Consider the following 405-nt stretch of genomic DNA (forward strand, 5'->3'; position numbering starts at 1 on the left):
CGCCAACTTTGGTTCGGTCAGTCTGCTTCATTCTCACCGTCAGGGCAGCCGAGATACACGGTGCAAGGGGAAGCTGAACACGACCTGCCCATGCGGCGCGACCTTCGATTCGGTCAACCTGCTTAGCTCTCACCGCCGGGGCAGCAGAGATGCCCGGTGCAAGTGGAAGCAGAATATCACCTGCTCCTGTGGCTCCACCTTCGATACGGTCAGTCTGCTTAACTCTCACCGCCGGAGCACCTACGACGCCCAATGCAGGGGAAAGCAGAGCACCACCTGCCACTGCGGTATCACCTTCGCTTCGGTCAGCCTGCTTAACTCTCACCGCGGTCAGTAGCGACGCCCAGTGCAGGGGAAGCTGAACACCATCTGCCCTTGTGGCGCCAACTTTGGTTCGGTCAGTCT

The 405-nt window shown here is 59.8% G+C and carries 1 protein-coding gene; it reads right to left on the minus strand.

The window, feature by feature from the left end; all coding sequences use genetic code 11:
• Positions 1–405: hypothetical protein (locus E1189_RS02255; RefSeq protein WP_196221067.1), on the minus strand; the 405-nt coding region annotated here is incomplete at both ends.

Origin of the sequence: Parendozoicomonas verongulae (assembly GCF_009711465.1) — a bacterium.
GTDB lineage: Bacteria > Pseudomonadota > Gammaproteobacteria > Pseudomonadales > Endozoicomonadaceae > Sansalvadorimonas > Sansalvadorimonas verongulae.